The organism is Leptospira johnsonii (genome assembly GCF_003112675.1).
In the GTDB taxonomy this organism is placed as follows: Bacteria; Spirochaetota; Leptospiria; order Leptospirales; family Leptospiraceae; genus Leptospira_B; species Leptospira_B johnsonii.
Map to the genome: position 1 here is coordinate 36,504 of NZ_BFAY01000012.1, position 17,813 is coordinate 54,316.

Annotated in this window: 19 protein-coding genes; 9 read left to right on the forward strand and 10 right to left on the reverse strand. The window is 40.3% G+C overall.

The features are described 5' to 3' along the window. The first annotated feature begins 11 nt into the window (after positions 1-11). From LPTSP_RS17295 to LPTSP_RS17305, 3 genes are read left to right on the forward strand one after another with little or no spacing between them, the layout of a single operon-like run. On the forward strand, positions 12-1,151 hold the full coding sequence (locus LPTSP_RS17295) for a 1-acyl-sn-glycerol-3-phosphate acyltransferase (RefSeq protein ID WP_108930004.1): 1,140 nt from the start codon (positions 12-14) through the stop codon (positions 1,149-1,151). A gap of 10 nt (positions 1,152-1,161) precedes the next feature. After that, positions 1,162-2,061 (forward strand): hypothetical protein, encoded by a 900-nt coding sequence (locus LPTSP_RS17300; protein ID WP_108930005.1) that lies wholly within the window; start codon positions 1,162-1,164, stop codon positions 2,059-2,061. Then, positions 2,058-2,822: a hypothetical protein gene (locus tag LPTSP_RS17305; RefSeq protein WP_108930006.1), complete on the forward strand. Its 765-nt coding sequence runs from the start codon at positions 2,058-2,060 to the stop codon at positions 2,820-2,822. Before LPTSP_RS17300 ends, LPTSP_RS17305 begins: the two co-directional genes overlap by 4 nt. Here LPTSP_RS17305 and LPTSP_RS17310 read toward each other — a convergent pair. Further along, positions 2,817-3,500: an LIC_20245 family lipoprotein gene (locus LPTSP_RS17310; protein WP_108930007.1), complete on the reverse strand. Its 684-nt coding sequence runs from the start codon at positions 3,498-3,500 to the stop codon at positions 2,817-2,819. The two genes, LPTSP_RS17305 and LPTSP_RS17310, sit on opposite strands and share 6 nt — an antisense overlap. Next, positions 3,497-5,797, reverse strand: a complete 2,301-nt coding sequence (locus tag LPTSP_RS17315) for a sensor histidine kinase (RefSeq protein ID WP_108930008.1) — start codon at positions 5,795-5,797, stop codon at positions 3,497-3,499. Before LPTSP_RS17315 ends, LPTSP_RS17310 begins: the two co-directional genes overlap by 4 nt. Positions 5,798-5,959: 162 nt before the next feature. On the opposite strand from LPTSP_RS17315, the gene LPTSP_RS17320 reads away from it, so the two are divergent. Then, on the forward strand, positions 5,960-6,535 hold the full coding sequence (locus tag LPTSP_RS17320) for a lytic transglycosylase domain-containing protein (protein WP_108930009.1): 576 nt from the start codon (positions 5,960-5,962) through the stop codon (positions 6,533-6,535). Positions 6,536-6,542: 7 nt separating this feature from the next. Here LPTSP_RS17320 and LPTSP_RS17325 read toward each other — a convergent pair whose 3' ends face one another. Beyond that, the gene (locus LPTSP_RS17325; RefSeq protein ID WP_108930010.1) at positions 6,543-6,893 is read right to left on the reverse strand and encodes a Cys-rich protein; all 351 of its coding nucleotides are present in this window, start codon (positions 6,891-6,893) and stop codon (positions 6,543-6,545) included. Further along, a complete protein-coding gene (locus LPTSP_RS17330) occupies positions 6,890-8,587 on the reverse strand; it encodes an ArnT family glycosyltransferase (protein WP_108930230.1) in 1,698 nt (565 codons plus the stop codon). Before LPTSP_RS17330 ends, LPTSP_RS17325 begins: the two co-directional genes overlap by 4 nt. A 193-nt stretch (positions 8,588-8,780) precedes the next feature. Between LPTSP_RS17330 and LPTSP_RS17335 the strand changes: the two genes are divergently transcribed. Beyond that, the gene (locus LPTSP_RS17335; protein ID WP_108930011.1) at positions 8,781-9,467 is read left to right on the forward strand and encodes a TetR/AcrR family transcriptional regulator; all 687 of its coding nucleotides are present in this window, start codon (positions 8,781-8,783) and stop codon (positions 9,465-9,467) included. Between the two features lie 48 nt (positions 9,468-9,515). Here LPTSP_RS17335 and LPTSP_RS17340 read toward each other — a convergent pair whose 3' ends face one another. The 3 genes from LPTSP_RS17340 to epmA all read right to left on the reverse strand — a co-directional run bounded on the left by LPTSP_RS17340 (position 9,516) and on the right by epmA (position 14,094). Continuing rightward, positions 9,516-11,777, reverse strand: coding sequence for an aconitate hydratase (locus LPTSP_RS17340; protein ID WP_108930012.1), 2,262 nt, complete (start codon positions 11,775-11,777; stop codon positions 9,516-9,518). Between the two features lie 188 nt (positions 11,778-11,965). Then, positions 11,966-12,958 carry an OmpA family protein gene (locus LPTSP_RS17350; protein ID WP_108930013.1) on the reverse strand — a complete coding sequence of 331 codons (993 nt, stop codon included), beginning with the start codon at positions 12,956-12,958 and terminating at the stop codon, positions 11,966-11,968. Positions 12,959-13,149: 191 nt separating this feature from the next. Further along, entirely contained in the window at positions 13,150-14,094 is a 945-nt protein-coding gene (epmA, locus tag LPTSP_RS17355; RefSeq protein ID WP_108930014.1) for an EF-P lysine aminoacylase EpmA, read from the reverse strand. A 55-nt stretch (positions 14,095-14,149) separates the two neighbouring features. On the opposite strand from epmA, the gene LPTSP_RS17360 reads away from it, so the two are divergent. Further along, positions 14,150-14,476, forward strand: a complete 327-nt coding sequence (locus LPTSP_RS17360; RefSeq protein ID WP_108930015.1) for an STAS domain protein — start codon at positions 14,150-14,152, stop codon at positions 14,474-14,476. Here the strand turns inward: LPTSP_RS17360 and LPTSP_RS17365 are convergent. Beyond that, positions 14,459-14,899, reverse strand: a complete 441-nt coding sequence (locus LPTSP_RS17365; protein ID WP_108930016.1) for a DUF4279 domain-containing protein — start codon at positions 14,897-14,899, stop codon at positions 14,459-14,461. The genes LPTSP_RS17360 and LPTSP_RS17365 overlap by 18 nt on opposite strands. A gap of 226 nt (positions 14,900-15,125) precedes the next feature. Here LPTSP_RS17365 and LPTSP_RS17375 point away from each other — a divergent pair, with 226 nt between their 5' ends. Continuing rightward, positions 15,126-15,851 (forward strand): response regulator transcription factor, encoded by a 726-nt coding sequence (locus LPTSP_RS17375; protein WP_100769228.1) that lies wholly within the window; start codon positions 15,126-15,128, stop codon positions 15,849-15,851. A 157-nt stretch (positions 15,852-16,008) separates the two neighbouring features. Continuing rightward, on the forward strand, positions 16,009-16,557 hold the full coding sequence (locus LPTSP_RS17380) for a DUF1564 family protein (protein ID WP_108930018.1): 549 nt from the start codon (positions 16,009-16,011) through the stop codon (positions 16,555-16,557). 35 nt (positions 16,558-16,592) lie between these two features. Here LPTSP_RS17380 and LPTSP_RS19365 read toward each other — a convergent pair whose 3' ends face one another. Continuing rightward, on the reverse strand, positions 16,593-16,898 hold the full coding sequence (locus tag LPTSP_RS19365) for a 4a-hydroxytetrahydrobiopterin dehydratase (RefSeq protein WP_108930019.1): 306 nt from the start codon (positions 16,896-16,898) through the stop codon (positions 16,593-16,595). A 12-nt stretch (positions 16,899-16,910) separates the two neighbouring features. Next, positions 16,911-17,324, reverse strand: a complete 414-nt coding sequence (locus LPTSP_RS17390; protein ID WP_108930020.1) for a TraB/GumN family protein — start codon at positions 17,322-17,324, stop codon at positions 16,911-16,913. Positions 17,325-17,529: 205 nt separating this feature from the next. Here LPTSP_RS17390 and LPTSP_RS17395 point away from each other — a divergent pair, with 205 nt between their 5' ends. Then, complete coding sequence (locus LPTSP_RS17395; protein ID WP_100769225.1) at positions 17,530-17,808, forward strand: DUF883 family protein; 279 nt, start codon at positions 17,530-17,532, stop codon at positions 17,806-17,808. Positions 17,809-17,813 lie beyond the last annotated feature (5 nt).

Genomic DNA, 17,813 nt, shown 5'->3' on the forward strand with positions numbered 1-17,813 from the left:
GAGGAACTGCAATGACTTCGATTACTGAAAACGAAACCTCAAAACAAGTTCAGCCTGTATATACTACTAAGACTTATAGTTTTTTGATCAGGATCGTATTCAAGGCAAGAAGGATCCTATTCGATGGTTTCGAAGAACATTTCCCTGCGAGTAATCCAAAAAAAATTTTAGAAGCTCCCTATCCTTCTATTCTAATGGCCAACCATGTTTGGGAAGGAGATGTTCCTGCTCTTGCGGCGGTATACCCTCATATCCACCCTTCGATTAAATTCGCGATCCCGGCTAGAGAAGATATATTAGGAAAAGATTTTTTAGTGAAAGAGTTCAAACCGAAAGGACTTCTGAAACTCTTTTTCTTGTTAGTAGATAAATCAGGGATGATCCCAAAATATTTGGATTATATAGGTTGTGTTCCGATCAAAAGACCGTTCAGGGATAACGCAAGAGAACTTTTGAAAAAAGGACTTTTGAGAGATATGGTGGACCAAGAATGGGGTTATCTTTCCGATCGAATTTCCGAAGGAAGAAACCTTTTCCTTTTTCCGGAAGGTGTTTTTAATCAAGACGGGTACATGGCTCAGGTTAAAAAGGGAGTCTATTTTCTTAGATCTAAATTCAAAAATTTGAATTTTACATCTTTTACTTTGACCTACGATTATTTCTCTTCTAAAAAATCGGAACTTCATATAGGTTACGGAGAACAATTCCCTATTCCGGAAAATGCGGATGCAGACCAGGTTTCCAGCATAGTAAAAGAAAGATTAGGAAGCGGATACACGATCACTGCAGGAAATTTGGCTTCTTATATGGTCCTAAAATTCGAAGGAAAAGCTAAAGAGAGTAAGGAGAAATTATTCTCAATCCTTACTTCCTTAGCGGAGAAAATCAAAAATGCTCATCCTGAAATTTATATTTCCGAAAAATTCAAAACGGACGCACTAAAACATGCATTCGATTCTTTTTTAGAGAAAGCCAAAAAAGGAGGGTTCTTGAAATTAGAAGGAAACGATATAGTTTTCTTGGAAAAATTATTTCAGATCCCGAAAGATCTTCATAATTTAAAGAAGAAAAATCTGGTCTTATACCATAGAAACCAACTCACGTACCATCTTCCTAAACTTGATACGGTTTGGTCCACGATCAGCGCCTGAGGAGTAACTTTTGGCATTTTGGAAAAGATTTGTTTCCCGTAAAACCAGGGTAGAGAACTGGATCACTAAACCAGGAGTTCTGGAAAACAGCGTACGTAAAAGTTTACATTTTTTATTTAGATCCAGCCTAGAAGAGATTTTTCCGGAAGATCTCTCAATCTCTCCTTCAGTTTTGGGCCTCGTTCGTCTTCCGGAAGAAAAACTAAAAGTTTTAGCCGAAGAATTTCCGGTAGAGAAAGCATTCCCCTACTCTTCTGCAGATGAATTCCTTTCGGAAGAATCCATGAATTCTATCGTAGAATTTATCGCGGGAACACAGGCTGCTCCCTCTAAAAATCTGATCCTAGGAATTTTGAATCAACCCGAAGTTCAGGCGATCTTTTCCCAAGGATTGGAGAAGGTGCTAAACGAATTTCATAAAAAGATAAATCCTTTGCATGGAGTTTTCCAAGCGGCAGGTTTGGAAAAACAGATTTCTCAATTTTTATCTTCTCTATTGCCTACTTTTACGGAAAGGATTGCTGAGTTTGTTTCCATAGGTTCAGGAACACAAGAGATCCAAGGAGTGATCCGAAATACTTTAAAAATCCTTTTCCAAACAGGCTTTAGCGATCTGGGAAGATTGGAAACTTCTAGATTCGGCGCCGGAACGGATCGGATCAGAAGAGCGATTGCGAGCGACGAAAAAGTCCGCGGAGCCATGGAAAATTTATACTCGGTCAGCCGAGATACATTACTGAATCATTATAGAAAAGAAACTTTGAAAGAGTTTATAGGGCTTTCCGAACCTGAATTGGATCTATGGATCGGCAAAATCTCCGAAGATTTGGCGTCTAATATTAGAAAGGTCCATTCTAAAAGATCTCTTTCTCCTTTGGTTTTGGACTTACTAACGGATATTTTGGGATGAAGAAGGTAATCTCCACCATTCAAAACGCATTAGAATATCTGGATAAATTAGGACCTCAAAAATCCTTCCAGTTATTCCGTAATCTAGGTTACGAGGCGTTGTTTTCCATCTCAGAAAAGGTGGATCATAAAAAACTTTTATACTTAAGCCAAAATCTGAGCGAACAAGAGATCGTTACTCTTTTACAATCCATCCAAGAATCCACCCTAGTGGATCTGATCCAAAACACGGTTCCATCCGATCTGGTTTATTACGTAAAACATCTAGGTCTCAAGGATCTGAAATTTCTAGCGGAATCCATCTCACCATTAAACGTTTCTAGGATAAACAGCACGATAGGTTCTAAAACGATCGTGGAGATCTTAACGAATATCGGACCGGATTCTGCAGTAGAGTATTTGAATTCTATAGGCATAGATTCTTTTTTGGAGCTGACCAAGACTCTGCCTGTAAAAGATTTTGTTCCTTTGACCAAGGCTTTAACTCCGCAAGAATGTGCGGAGTGGATCCGTAAAAGATCCATCTCAGAGATCCCGGCTTTATTGAAGGGTTTAGGAACTAAAAACGCGGTAAGTCTTTTGCAACAGGTAGGGTTTCAAAAGGTAATTTCCATCCTTTCCGTTTTGAATCCGGAAGAACTAGTGCAGCTCATCCGCACATTAAATAAAATGAAATTACCTTCCGTCAGAAAACCGGCCGCAAAAAAAGTAAAAGTTCCCCAAAACAAAAGAACTTCTAAAAGAAAACGTAAAAGTTTATAAGTTTAATTTCCCTTTTTGGGCAGAGATCACTTCTTCCCTGCTCTTAGAAAGCCCATCCAATCTTTCCTTTAGAAGTTTCTCATATTCTGGATTGGAATTTTTAGGATTTTCTCCCACTAATTTTTGGTAATTCTCCATTCCATATTTCAGGATCTCCAACATATCGTCGGATCGTTTCAGTTTTGTATTTAGATAAAAGGACATTTCTTCCTTCGGGACATCCTTTCTTTCTAAAATTTCTCTTTGGACTCTATAGTAATGATCTTCATTCTCTTTCTTTTTAGCGATCTCTTCTTCCGAAAGTTTTTTAGGAATGAGAGAATTGTTCGGGAATTTTTCGCTAAGAGGTTTAAACTTTTCATAAAGTTGATCGTATAATTTGGCTCTTTCTTCCGGACTTAAACTTTCTAGATATGATTTCGTTTTGGTGGGCTTAGAACCGGGTTCCGTAACGACTGCGACTGGACCGGATACTGTCTCTTCTACATGCCCTGAAAAGTCTAAGAAAGTCCCTCCTTCGAATAAGGAGTTTTCTTTTTGAGTCAAGGTTTCTTCCGAGAGTCCTCCTTGGTAACTAGTACTTTCTTTCGTAGAAGTTCCCGGAAATAGAAGATAAAAAATTCCGATCAAGGAAACGATGAGTATGGATAAGATTAGATACGTTCTTTTTTGATTCATTCAGAATACAAAGGTAAAATCACCTTAAAAATGCTGCCACCTTTTTGGTTTGGCTCTACGATGACTTCTCCTCCCATTTTATTGATTAAGGTACGACTGATAGAAAGTCCGAGTCCAGTACCGCCCACAGTTCTATTCCTTTGGTCAGGGATCCTAAAAAATCTCTCGAAGATCAGTTCTTTGTATTTAGGATCTATTCCGATCCCGGTGTCCGTAAATCGAACCTCTACTTTTTTATCCGAGAGTTTTTTAAGTGAGACATCTATCCCACCTTTTTCGGTGTATTTTATCGCGTTCACGAAAAAATTCGTGATGATCTGAGAGAACTCGAATCTTACTCCTTTTAGTTTCAACCCTTCGGAAAGATTAGTGGTGACTGTCAGTCCGCTTTCGGATGCAGAAGGAGAATTTATATAAAGTACTTCTTCGATCACTGTTAACGGATCAAAAATCTCGTACATCTCTTCGGATGTTTGTGAATCCTTCTTTTCCAATTGTAGAAGGTTATCTATCAGAAAATTCAACCTTCTCACATTTTTGCGGATCACGTCCGTCATTTCCTTCTGATCCTTGTCCAAAGAAAGTTGATCATTTGAAAATAGAAGATCGAAATATCCTTGGATATTCGTCATAGGAGATCTAAGTTCATGAGATATATTGGAAATGAACTCGTGTTTGATCTTCTCGGATTCGAGGATTAATGCGTTATCGTTTACTTGGATCTGGTAAAATCTTTTTGTCTCTGCACTGAAACCTGTTACACTCAGACCCACAGAAAATTTGGTACCGTCTTTTAGGATCAAACCTGCTTCCGGGATGAAAGTCATGTTTTGGTCCTTTCCTCCGGGGGATTTCAGTTCAGTTTGTTCCAAAATATCAGGAAGAACTCTTGCTAGTCTAATATTTTTGATCTCTGAGGTTTGATATCCGGATACTTCTCTAAACCTTCTGTTTGCATCCACGATCATTCTTGTGTCTGCGTTTACTATGATCATCGCATCGGTAGCGAATTCGAACATATAACGGTATCTTTCTTCCGTGGTCTGGCGTTTTAGATCGCTTATATCTAGTCTGGTTTCCAAGAGGTAATTGTCTTCGGATAACCTTTTGTTCTTTTCTTCTATATCCCGGATTTCTTGATTCAAATAATCTAATATTGCATTTACTGTGGAACGTATGAAAAGGAATGGGCTTTTGGGAAGTTGGGTATCTAAGGAAACTTCTCTTCTTCCTAAAAAGAGAGAAAGTGCCAATTCTTTCATTTCGGAGACCAAACTTCTGAGTGGAGAGATATCTTTTACGATATTCCCGAATTTACTCTTTCCGTTTGAATAATAACCATGATAGAGTTTGGAATTAGTTTGAGTAATCGAAGTAGGAAATTTAGGAAAAGGATTATCAGCGACCGAATGGGCCAAATTCTCCAAAATCTTTTTGCCCCCGTCCAAACTCGGGAAGGTTTTTCCGTACATTTCCATCACAAAACGTACATCTTCGAAGGAAGGCATTCCGGATAAAATTTTTCCAAGTTCAGGTACTGACCTTCTGTAGAATCCGTCCAGTTCTCCTGGCTTCCAAGGGCAAGGTCCTACCCAATCTGCTACGAAAGAATCTCCTTCGTATGCAACGTGATTCGCCAGATCCTCCATTGCCTTTTTGATCGCTCTTGAAACTCTGTTTGCTTCTTCCGGAAATTTAGAAGCGAACCTTCCTGTGAATACGAGCATATTTGTGGGTAAATAATATGGTGGGATCTCGTTTTCCACAGTGAGACAGTAACCCTTCTCCCCAAAAAATGGATACTCTTGTAAAGAGGCAGCCGCACCCAAACACTCCGCACGAATGAATTCATGAGCGAGTAACGTAGGTCTTGTAGTAAGATAAGGTACAGGTTTTCGACGATGATAATTTTCTGAACGGAAAAATTCCTCTGCTACGAACCTGTCCAAGGAATAAGGATGTAATATCGGTAAAAAACTATGATACGAATCTCGGATAGACTCCGCTTCCATATAAGATGCGGAATAAAATCCATGTACCAAACAGGATAAAATAACCCCTCGATAAAAAGTCCAATGAGGAGAAGTCTTTTTGAGTTGTTGGTGAGCCCATGCAGTGAAGGGAATTTCTCCAGCTTCTGCCCTACCTTCTCTTAAGTGAGCAAGAACCGCCTCGTAACTTTTGAGCGCGCGAACTCTAACGAGTACGTCTTCTTCTTCAAAGTATCCCCGACTGAAAGCGAGAAATACCGGAAAAGCTGTGAGCCTTGGTGTTGTGACTATCTCTATTTCTATCACGCCGTCTATCGTTCTTAGGCGCCGGGTTTTTTCAAGAAACCCTTGGATTTCCTTTCTAAAACCTGCAAAAAAGACTCACGAGTTCCGGATTTTCGGCCGAGAGACATAATAAGGATGTGAAGATTAGCCATTTCGGCTTAGGTAGGAACTCCAGAGGCGCGTATGAAGTTAGATGACCTAGAATCTTATCGTAGAATTGTCTCCAGAATGGAAGAAATACAGGGAATCACAGAGAGATTTCAACCGAAACCTCCTGCCGAGGAAGGAGATCCTACACTAAAAAAGATCGAATCGGAATTTTCCCAAGAGTTGGACTCTAAAATGAAGGGAATTTTCTCCCAGGAGAACGATCCGACTCCAAAGGACTTAACTAGCATTATAGAAAGGGAATCTTATAAAAATCATTTGGATCCGAACCTAGTCAAATCTGTGATCAAGGCGGAATCCAATTTTAAACCGAATGCGGTTTCCTCCAAAGGAGCGATCGGTCTGATGCAGCTCATGCCTGGCACCGCGGATATTTTAGGCGTGGAAAATCCTTTCGATCCGGAAGAAAATATCGCAGGTGGGACTAAGTTTCTCGCGGATATGATGAAGAAGTTCGGAAATCCTGATAAGGCAATCGCGGCTTATAACGCCGGACCAGGGGCAGTCCAAAAATACGACGGGATCCCTCCTTATAAGGAAACGAAAGATTACGTAAAAAAAGTGAATCGTTTCTGGAAGGGAGAGTATTAAGAAAGTTTTAATAATACTTTTTTAATTCTCCGAATAGACAGGAAGTCAATTCGGAACAACTTGCCATTTTCTCCGGCTGAAGACATACTTGCATCTTATCGAAATGTTTTCTACAACCTCTTAAGCAGGCGTTTTCCACCTTATACAATTGGTCTTCCGAAGTTTGGGGGTATTCTTTCTTAGTACATTTCGCAAGATTATCACAATAATCTAGACAAATCTCTTTCCCTTCCCATTCCATGCCGGACTGTACCGCAGAGCCTCTGGAATATTTGAAAGCTATAAATGTGCCGACAGCAAGACCCAAAACGAAAATGGGGAGATAAGGGAAAATTTTTCTGAAAGAGATTGGGCTCATCGAGTCTCCGATTCGGAATTCTTATTCCGAGAAGGCATATAAAAATATACGTATTCTTTTCCTTGAGTTGGACTCAGGAGTTCCTTCAGGGTAACATCTCTTTTCCACACAGTTTGTGTCTGGAGAAGTTGGTATCCGGATGGAATAGGGATCGGCTCTTGGAAAAAGACCAGGTACCTAGTTCCATCCACACAATTTCGATCCGCACCCGGAACGGAATGAATGATTTCTGCGCCAGGAAGTGCATTCCTAAAAGTAAGAGCGGTCCAAGGATTTTCAGAAACGATACAAATCTGTTTTGTGTTTGTGAATGGTCCATTCTCCGGAACTTCGCTAAGGTTCACTCTAGGAAGAATGGAAAATTGGATATAAGAGAGTAAACCTGCCGCGAGAACGAGGTTCAAGGTAGTGGAGGAAGGAACTCCTGCCCTCTGGTCTCGGATCCTTCTTCCCCATAAGAAAATCAAAAGTAAGAATGCCGTGAAAACCAATTCCGCCAAGATACTTTGGCCCAGAAGAATTCCAAAACCCCACATTCCAGCCAAGACCAAGGCGCTGATCCCGAAACAGAAGAAATAGTTCAAAGACAATAATCTTGAGAATTGATATTCCTTTTTTCGAATGAAGAATAATCCGATTCCCAAAAAAGCCAAGGGGATCAAAGGAAGAAGGTAATAAAAGTCCTTACGGTTCGGAGCCAGGTGAACCAAGCAGATGGCAAGAATTGCCCAGAGGTAGGAACTCCCGACCACTTCTCTCAAAGACTTGGGCTTGGTGAATAATTTGGAATAGAATCCAAAGAAAACCGCCAGACTGAAAGGAAAACTATAAAGCAAAAATCCAATTGGGATAATCCATTCAGACTGGTTGGCGGTCGCCGCTGAGAATTTACCGAGATTTTCTGTGAATAGAAAGATCGTTAGGAATTCTTTTCCTAACTCTGAATAGGAAAGGAGGACCAAGATCCAAATTACCGGAACGACCAAAGAAGAAGAATGGAAGATGATGTGAGAGAGGAGTTCCTTCCATATTCTTTTTTTACCTGCCCATCCCCCATTTGAGTGAAGAAGGAAAATCCCAATAACTGAATAAGATCCTAAGATGACCCCGCTATATACCTGGAAAACAGGTCCTTTCACTAGAATTGCGATTCCGGAGAAGAAGCCCCCGAGAAATAACCAGATACGATTCTTAGAGAGCCTGAATTCTAAGATCGTAACTGAAACCAAGATGATAAAAAAAGTCAGTAAGGACTCCATCATCACTAATCTAGAGAATTTAAATACTCCCAAGGTCAAAGTGTAAGCAAAAGAAATTGTGAACGCTAGTTTAGAACTCCCACCTGCCCTTCTAATGCCTGCGTAAATTAGAACAGAGGACCCAAAAAAAAGTAAAAAGGAAGGAAATCTTTCCGCAAAAAAGCTGACACCGAAGAGACTATCCGACAAAATTCCGAGCCAAAACAGTGCAGGCGGCTTGTAGAGATTTAAAACACCTTCGAATTTAGGAAAAAGATAGGAAGAAGAGGCTAAACTTTCTCGGATCGTAGCGATATGCATCGCTTCGTCCCCTTGTGTTAAGATTGTGTTTCCTCCGGATCCTGGAAGAAGAAGGAATGCGTTTAACAAAATGAGCAGAGAAACAAATATCTTATCTCCACTTAAGCTTTTTTTAAAAAACGAATTCCAAACCATAAATTTGAAGAAAGTTCCCTTTTTTCGGAGTTTCAGATCAAAGTGGATCAAGAAATCCACATGTAATCATTCACTTACTTATCACCATATTGTGAAAATAAACGGAACAGGCAAGAGTAAAGTGGATCTAAAAAGTAAAAATGCGCTTGGCTGATTAGTCGAAGGTCGGGATACATCCCATATAGGCAGTTAGATGGTTCGAACCCCTAAAAAGAAGGTCAAAAAAACTAAGGCATCCAAAGCGGCTGCTCACGGCTCTCATAAGGGCCCTAAAAAAAGAGACCGAAAGGCAACTGAAACCGCTTTGATGAAGGCTGGGATACAAGTTTTTGCCAAAAAAGGATATGACGCAGCTACCACGAAGGATATCGCCAAGTCTGCAGGAGCGAACGAGGCTCTGATCATGCGTTATTTCGGCGGGAAGAAGGGTCTCTTAGAAGCAATCCTAACTCGAACAGACGATCTAGGCGATTCAGCTACAGGAAAAAAAGAAATAGAGACCAAGCCGGAACTTCATTTGGACGAGGCATTGGTTGAGTCCATTACGGAAAGATGTTCCGATTTCAAACATTACTCCGACTTCATGAAAGTTGCAGTCAGTAGGATTATCTTAGATCCCGATGTTAGTAGAATTATCCAAACCAAAATTTATACCAAGGCTCTGCCGGAAATGATCCAAGAGTTGGAAAAATTTAAGAAGCGAGGAGAGATCGATCCAAAAGCAGATCTGAAATCGGTTGCATTCGGGATTTCTTCTTTAACTTTCGCGTTAGGATTTATGGCCCAGGTGGTTTATAAAATTCCAGAATCGGAAATCAAAGCTACTATTAAAGAAATGGTGAGGATCTTGCAGAAAGGTCTAAAACCGGAATCCAAATAAAAAAGCCGAGACTGCTAAAAGCTAGCCCCGGCTCTCTTCGGAAAAGTTTTACTTTTTGCCGCCAATCAAATTCAAAGCGCTTCCCGCTTTAAACCATTCAATCTGCTGAGCATTATAAGTGTGGTTTACTTTAAATTCGTCCTTACTTCCATCTTTATGATGTAAAGCTAAAGTAAGAGGAGTTCCTTCTTTAAAATCGGTGAGTCCGATAATATCTATCTTATCGTCTTCTTGGATCTTATCGTAATCCGCCTTATCTGCAAATGTCAAAGCAAGCATCCCTTGTTTTTTCAAGTTTGTCTCGTGGATACGAGCAAATGATTTTACAAGAACCGCTCTTACTCCTAAGAATCTTGGCTCCATAGCAGCGTGTTCTCTGGAAGAACCTTCTCCGTAGTTCTCGTCTCCGATCACTATAGAACCGATCCCTTTTGCTTTGTATTGGCGTTGTACTTTAGGAACTTCGTCGTAAGATCCGTCTAATTGGTTCTTCACGCTATTGATCTTCTCGTTGAAGATATTCGTAGCTCCGATCAAAAGGTTATTGGAAATATTATCCAAATGCCCTCTGAACTTCAACCAAGGGCCCGCCATAGAGATATGGTCGGTCGTACATTTTCCTTTTACTTTGATCAGAAGGTTTAATCCTTTTAGATCCGTGCCTTCCCACTTAATGAAAGGAGCAAGCAATTGGAGTCGGGTGGATTTAGGATCCACTACCACTTGAATATTAGAACCGTCTGCAGCAGGGGCTTGGTAACCAGGATCGTTTACATCGAATCCTCTTTTAGGAAGTTCATCTCCGTTCGGAGGATCTAATTTAACCTTCTCCCCTTTTTCATTCGTAAGAGTGTCATTATTCGGATCGAAAGTAAGATCTCCCGCGATTGCCAAAGCAGTTACAAGTTCAGGAGAAGCTACAAATGCGTATGTGTTCGGGTTCCCATCGTTCCTAGATTGGAAGTTCCGGTTGAAAGAGTGAACGATCGTGTTCTTCTCCTTTTTATCCGCTCCTACTCTGGACCACATTCCGATACAAGGACCGCAAGCGTTCGCAAAAACTTTCGCTCCGATCTTTTCGAAAACTTTAATATACCCGTCTCTTTCTATCGTAAACCGAACCAACTCCGAACCAGGAGTGATCGTAAACTCTGCCTTAGGTTTTAAGAATTTTTCCGCGGCTTGGTTTGCAAGAGAAGCTGCACGAGAAATGTCCTCATAGGAAGAGTTTGTGCAGGAACCGATTAGCCCTACTTCTACTTTTGTAGGCCATCCGTTCTTCTTAGCTTCTTCTTTCATTTTAGAAATAGGGGTAGCCAAGTCCGGAGTGAAGGGTCCGTTCAAGTGAGGTTCCAAATCGGAAAGGTTGATCTCGATCACTTGGTCGAAGAATTTATCAGGGTTTGCGTATACTTCCGGATCAGCGGTGAGGTGTTCCTTCACCCCGTTCGCTAAATCGGCGATATCCCCTCTGCTAGTAGAACGAAGGTATCTTTCCATGGATTCATCGTAAGCAAAAGTGGAAGTAGTTGCTCCGATTTCCGCTCCCATATTACAGATGGTTCCTTTTCCGGTACAAGAGAGAGAAGAAGCTCCTTCACCGAAGTATTCTACGATTGCTCCTGTTCCACCTTTTACGGTAAGAATTCCTGCCACTTTTAAGATAACATCTTTTGAAGAAGTCCAACCGTTCAGTTTCCCAGTCAGTTTCACCCCGATCAATTTAGGCCATTTGAGCTCCCAAGGAAGGCCAGCCATTACGTCGCAAGCATCTGCTCCTCCAACTCCGATCGCAACCATTCCCAAACCTCCGGCGTTCACCGTGTGAGAGTCGGTCCCGATCATCATTCCTCCAGGGAATGCATAATTTTCTAAAACTACTTGGTGGATAATTCCTGCTCCGGGCTTCCAGAATCCGATCCCGTATTTATTGGAAACAGAAGAAAGAAAGTCGTAAACCTCTTTGTTTTCGGTTGAGGCGGTCGCTAAGTCCTCAGAGGAACCGATTTTCGCAGTGATCAAGTGGTCGCAGTGTACGGTGGAAGGAACTGCAACCTTACTTCTACCTGCGGACATGAATTGTAATAAGGCCATCTGCGCGGTTGCGTCCTGCATTGCAACTCGGTCCGGAGCAAAATCAACGTAAGATTTTCCTCTTTCGAAATTAGAGGAAGGAGTTCCTTCCCAAAGGTGAGAATAAAGAATTTTTTCGGTCAGAGTGAGAGGTCTGCCGACCACTTCTCTGGCTTTTTTAACCAGGGTCCCGAGTTTTTCATACCGGGCACGAATCATATCTATATCAAATGCCATTGTCATCTCCGATGATGGTTTCATCGTCTCTTAGGGTCGGGGTGCTTGTATAGGATTTTTCCGCCAAATGGACAATTTTAAGAATACGGAATATCCGTTTACTATTTGATTAGACTGAGAATGTGGAGAAGTGTCTGGAGTTCCTACCAGAAATTGGAAGAGAGAAGAAAAGGGAAATCACTCCCCTTTCACTTGACGATTTGGATATCTACTCGCCTGTTTTTTTCCTGACTTTGTCCCTTCCCCTCGGGAGAGGAAACTATCTGAGAACCTTTCGCTTCTAAAATGAAACGAGAAGTTTCTAAACCATTCCCCAATAAATAATCCCTGACCATCTCGGCCCTGAGTTGGGAAACTTTCAGATTTACCTCTTCGGTTCCTTCGGATGAAGCATGACCGATCAGAACTACCTTAATATCCGAATGTTTTTTGAGAAGAAAGGTAAGAGAATCCAGGATCCTTCTTTGGGACTTAGGAACTTTTATATCATTTTTATCGAAAAGGATCGGAGAAGATTGGATTTTAGAAGCAAGCTCCCCGTCTTTCCCGGAAAGATTTGCGGGTTCGTGTTTCTGAGAGAAGAAGCCGAAAATACTTTCTTTTTCCGATGAGGAAGAAGTTTCCTTCTTCTCCTCTACTTGTTTAGGTTTGCTTTCTTTAATTTCTTCAGTATGACTAACGGCCTTCTTTCCGCCGTTTCGGAATGCATAGTAGATCCCTATTCCAAAGCCCGCGAGAATAATGAGAGAAAGGACCAGAACGGGAATACGATTCTGCTTTTTCGCCTGGCCTGCAGAAGGGGTCGGGATATATCCTCTATAAGGTGCGTCTGAGTGTTGAGAACTCATGAGACTAATCGCTTCATCGTGGGAAGTATATTCCTCTTGTGGGGAAGATTTAGGATGAGAAGATTTTTCAGCAGCCCATTTGCGGATTTCAGTACGAAACCACTCGTCTGCTTTTGCAGTAAATTGAAAATTCTCACGGACATATTCCATGGTTTTCTTTTCAACGTCCGTATAAGTATTGTTATCCTTCACTGCGTTGAGAAGTTTCTTTGCATCTGCGATTGAAATACGGCCGTCTTTTTTACCCGAGGTGGCCTTTTCCGCCAACTCAATCAAGCCTCGATCATATTTTTTGCCTTTTATAGTGACGTAATAATTCTGCTTCTTAGTCATATTCTCCGTCCGCACTAAAGGCCAGGGGTCTTTTCATTCGAAGAACCCTTTTTAGGGCAAATCGAATCTTAAGTTAATTTGATCGACAATCCGTGCAACAAAAGTTTTGCGAGGCCTATATTCATTATCGAACCATCCATGATGCTTTCTTAATTCTAAATGAAGTCAGAGAAGAATAAAATCCACCGTTTTCAAATTTCTCGCCAATATGGGCTAATATCCGAGAGGGAGTTCCTTCCCAAAAGTACCATTAGAAGACGATCCAATCCGATCGAAATTCCTGAACATTCGGGGATGCCTCTCTCCAAAGCCTGAAGGAACTCCTCATGAACTGGAAAAACTTCCTTCCCTAACTTTCTTCTCAACTCTTGTTCTTTTTCAAAACGAGCTCTCTGTTCTATCGGGTCCAAAAGCTCGTAAAATGCATTAGCTAATTCTATTTTTCCGAAATACAATTCGAACCTTTTCGCTGCCCCAAGTTCAATTCTAGAAAGGGCAGCCATCTCTGGAGGATAGTCATAGATGAATTGGAATTCCGAAGCGAAATTCGGCTCCAATAAGTTTAAAAATATTAAAAAAAAGCAGTCTTCATATTCCATGGAATTGAAAGAGAGATTCGTGAGAGACAATTCGGTTATTTTTCGTTCTAATGAATCTCTATCCCAATCTATACCTGCCAACTTGGAGAGGAGTTCCTTCACTGATTTTCTTTGAAATGGTTTTTCCGGAAAGGGAAGACTCAGCTTATTAGTGACCCATCGAATTAATTCCTCAAGAAGGTCCATTGCTTGGTGCAAATCAGTGCCTACTTGATAAAATTCCAGCATCAGAAATTCCGCGGTATGGTAGGAACTCCCCTTCTCCCCTGAACGAAAAGTATGGGCAATCTCGTACGCTTTCTCTGCACCTAAAGATAGAGCTTGTTTGAGAGAATATTCCGGGGAAGTAATCAGATACCCCTTCTCTTCTCCGGAAGGAGATCCTACCACAAATGGATCTAAATACGGCTCCATTCCAGGAATTTTCTTCAAGGATGGTGTATCAACCTCGAGGAATCCTTTTTCATGAAAAAAAGTTCTCGTAGCATGTAAAAATCTGGATCGAAATGACAATATTTCTAAGTTATTCAGCTTCATCTTTGAATTTGATTGTTCAAAATAGTAAACAAATCCTTTAGAAAGGGAACCGATTGTGGAGTATATCCGAAAATACAGTTACTTCGAAATAAGAAAAAAGGCCAAAGCTGTAGAGATTGAACCTCTCCTTCCTGAAGTGAACGACCAAGTATTGAACGAGTTGAACTCAGTCTTAGCGATGGCTTTTTATGAAACAAATCGGCATGTAAAATTAGAAATATCAAAATTCGATACTTTGCCATTTCCAGTAATAGAAAAATTGATCAAATACGCCTTGGATTTGCGAGAAAAAAACCGAGTATTAATTCTCTCCAAACCGAGACCTCCGATTCGAAAATACATTAAAACATTTTCGTTAGAAGAATTAATTCTGATCCTCTGACCTTCTCCTTCTTTCCGGAACATTCCACGCATGAAAGATCAATTTCAACCCAAGATTTCCGAGCAACAAAAGAGTCCGAGCGCTCAGCACGGTTTCTTCTAAACTACCGTTATTAAATTCAACGGAACAATATAGTACGACATTATGTTTTTCGCAAAAACTTTGAAATTCTTTGCGACGAGGAGCGATTCGTTCCAATAACTCTTGAATATGATCTTCTAACGGGGAACTCGCGTCTCTTTTCGAATGGATTTGCCATAAGGAAGAAGTAACCGATTTTCCTGAGATGGCAGGAACTCCTTTATTTACCGACAAGTCCGGTCGGACCCCAAGGGTTCTAGTTACTTCGTGAACATCCAATCCGGGTTCCGAAACCGCAATAAGGGCCCAACTCCGAGGAAAAGAAGGGTTACTATATTTCATAAACTGCCCAAAACCAGACTTTTCACATTAAGAAATAAGAATTCTTTAAAAATGCCATTAAAGATAAACAGCAAAACCTTCAAAAACGCCAAACATTTAGCATTTTCCGAATTTTTGTTTTCCAATCAATACATTTAAAATCCCATTTTTTGCTATGTTACAATTTTGGTGGGAATAATATGTTGTAATGAGGTTAAATTTAACATCCAATACATCTGAGGCGCTTATGAAGAACATTCTGGTAATTGAAGATGATCCGGACATCGGGAATTTAATACGAAAGTCATTGGATTCAGCTCATTACCGGACCACAATTCAAACTTCTGGCGAAGAGGGCCTTAAATACTATAAGGCAAATCACCCTGACCTCTTAATTTTAGATCTTTCCTTGCCGGATATTGACGGAATGGATGTGTGTCGAACAGTCCGAAGATCTGACGAGAATACGCCTATTTTTATTGTTACTGCTCGAAATGAAGAAATAGATAGAATAATGGGACTCGAGTTAGGCGCAGATGACTATATCACAAAGCCTTTCTCCGTAAGAGAATTAAAGACCAGAGTAGATGTATTCTTCCGCAGATGGGACAAAAAAGCCGGAATCAAACCGAATATCGGAAGCGGCGGCGAAATCATCAGAGGGTCTCTGAAAATCGATCCAGTTCGTCGTAGGGTAACCTTGAAAGACCAGGTGATCAACATTTCCAGAAAAGAATTTGATATTTTACAGCTAATGGCGACTTCTCCCGGTAAAGTTTTCTCAAGAGAAATGATCTTAGAAGCAGTCTGGGGTATGGAATGGGATGGATTTGAAAGAATGATCGACTCCCATATTAAAAGAATTCGCTCCAAGTTAGAGAAGAATTCAGCTCAACCGGAATGGATCGAAACAATCTGGGGGATCGGCTATAGGTTTACCGACAACTATGAAGGAATCGTAATTTTAGATTAGATCTTTCATCTTCCCATTATTGAGAATCCGTTCTTTAACATTTTAAGAACGGATTCCTTTGAGGAGTTCCTTCTCAAAATAGATGCCATCTTGCATATAAATCGTAATCCCTGCAAAAAATTCATTCTCTTTTTCCATTTCAAGACCCGTCTCTTTTATGGAAAAATTAAAACCCACTTTTCACCGCTCCTTTTCCCAAAACATATCTTTAGGAAATATAATTAGAAAAAAACGCAAAGTCTCTACTCTTCTAATTCCCCCGCACTTGGCAAAATACGTTCGTAAACATGGAATCAACTGTTTGCTAAGAAAAGCTCTCACAAGCCAACAAAGAAATTTTTATTCGAATAAACGTTTTAATGCTGAATCCACTTATACAAAATACCAAAGCATTCTGGGAAGATCAAAAGAAAATAGATATATAAAATTCAACTTTAGGCCAAAGCCAGAAGATTGGACTCAACTTAGAAGTCTCGCCGTTAGTCACGGAGTTTCAATGTGCTATTTATTTGTGCTACTTTTGGAAGAGTATAAATCCAAAGGATTCTCGGACACAGAAAAAGTAATTTGGCAAGTAAAGGCTGCGATACATGCGAACTTCGATTCAAAGATATTCTTCCGAGAGCTATGGATCTTAGAATATAAAATAGCGAAATCAAATTTTAGAGTAAAAAGAAAAGATGGTCACCGACCAAAAATTGCGTAACGATATAAATTATTAATTACCAATTCAGTTTTAAATTAGAGATCGCTTAAAAGATTTTCGGCTGAGAGAGCGAATTGCAAATCAAAGCTGGACAAGCCTTTCAAACTATGGGTATAAACTTCTACTCTAACAGAACTATACGAAAGAAGAATTTCTGGATGGTGATCCATATCATTTGCCAAGTTCGCTAGGACTGTTATTACTTTAATTCCGTCTAAATATTGAGATAGCTTATATACTCTAACAATTTTCGAAACTGCATCTACCGTAGTTATTTTCCAAGTAGGCGGGAGTTCCTTCCTAATTTGCTCTACTGAATGCGGAACTGGAGAGTTACCCATAAAATCTCTGAATTAAAGCACTTTTTTCAAAGCCTGTTTGATCTTCTCAGCATCGTCGATCGCTCCGTTTGAAAGAGATCCTGCACGTGCCATTAAATTAACAGCCCCATCCATTCTGGCCTTCAACTCTTCGATTTTGTGCAATTGATCATTTAGAAAAGCAAGCTTAGATTCGATTTCCATTTCCTTTCTTTCAAGAAGAAGTTTATAGTTCTCTAACTCTTGGATTTTCTTGCGCGTCTTTTTGGCTTCGCTGTCTACATCTTTACGATAATATTTCTCTAATTCTTTCTCAGCTTGCGCGTGACGGTCCGCTTCTGCCTTGAATTCTCGCTTCAAATGTTTCAGAGCTTGGCGATAAGCTCTATTGTATATTCTTTGTCTTTGAGTTCTTCTTATCTTTGCTATTTTAAATATTAAATTCATATGCCATCCCCTTTTTACCTTGCATAGACTGGAATGGTTTTCGCTTCAATTTCTATCCGTTTGCCGGTTAGACCTAATATATCGACTTATTTATCCCTACGGTCAAATTTAAAGTCCTTAATTTTTACGATTGAATGATTTCAAGATGTAAAATTCTTGAAATTGATGAGCTATACTAACATAAAAGTATCTGGAGGGCGTTCTTATGTCTAAAGGTGATAATCTAAGCGAAGAACTCCAAATTTTAAAAGATAAGGCCAAACAAATTACAGGTAAGGCCCGGGAGGAATACTTGGAACACGTATCCGATCTAAAGGAAAAATTAAAACAAGTTACTGGTGAGACTAGCGAAAAGGCCAAACAAATCATCGATCAAACGGGAACTTATATCAAAGAAAACCCGCAAAAAGCAACTTTGATCGGCTTAGGAGTTGGAGTCGGGATAGGCGTAATTATTGGAATGCTTATCGGTCGAAGAAAATAAGTCGG